At 42.6% G+C, this 802-nt stretch carries 1 protein-coding gene; it reads right to left on the bottom strand.

What is annotated here, in order from left to right; translation table 11 throughout:
* Nucleotides 1-288: 288 nt before the first annotated feature.
* Nucleotides 289-802: IS630 family transposase (locus JIG37_RS01170; RefSeq protein ID WP_199528426.1), on the bottom strand; the 514-nt coding region annotated here is incomplete at its 5' end.

Here is an 802-nt window from a genome sequence, read left to right as displayed (position 1 = left end):
AGATGTGTATAAGAGACAGACATAATCCATGTGACCCTCTTCATAACCCATGGTTAAAAATTCTTAAAATCTCTACTGGTCTAACTGGTTGGCGATCTCTAAACGGCTTATTTCACCTCGCGCTAATTCGTCTTTTATTAATGAGCTTTACCTCTTCATTCTGCATAACGAATTACCACGCTGTTGGGTTTCGCTTCGCTCTACCCAACCTACGCCAGATTTCCAAACTTTACTCCTTCAACTTTCCCCTCGCTAACTTTACTCTTGTAATACCATTCCGTATAAAGATTAAATCAATTTAATCCATTCCCGATTGCACATTTTCCTTACTCGATCCGGGATTGAAATAAAGTGATTCCACGCCTTTGAAACTTCATCGACAATTTCGTCATAGCCTGAAAACACTCTATTTGATAAACAATGTTGTCGTATCCAACTCCATACTTGCTCTATTGGATTTAGCTCTGGTGAATAAGGTGGAAGCTTTATAAGCGTTAGGTTTTTAAATTCTGCAGCTGTATCGTATGTGTGCCAGCCTGCGCCATCTATGATCACGACAGCATGTCTTCCAGCAGGTGTCGCGTGTGATATCTGGCGCATGTGCTGCGTCATCGCTTCTTTATTTACAAATGGACTAACTAACGCTTCTGTTTGGCCTGTCGCTGGACATACCGCGCCAAATAAGTATCCATAGTCAAATTGCTGTTGTTTTACAATCCGTGGCCGAGTGCCTGTTTCAGCCCAAATGCGCGTAGTCGGATTTTGCTGGCCAAATCGTGCTTCGTCCTGAAACCATACGTCG

It is taken from the genome of Pseudoalteromonas sp. bablab_jr010 (genome assembly GCF_016464105.1).
GTDB classification, from domain to species: domain Bacteria; phylum Pseudomonadota; class Gammaproteobacteria; order Enterobacterales; family Alteromonadaceae; genus Pseudoalteromonas; species Pseudoalteromonas simplex.
Note: the sequence above shows the minus strand (reverse complement) of the source record. Positions and strands in the feature narration are given on the sequence as shown.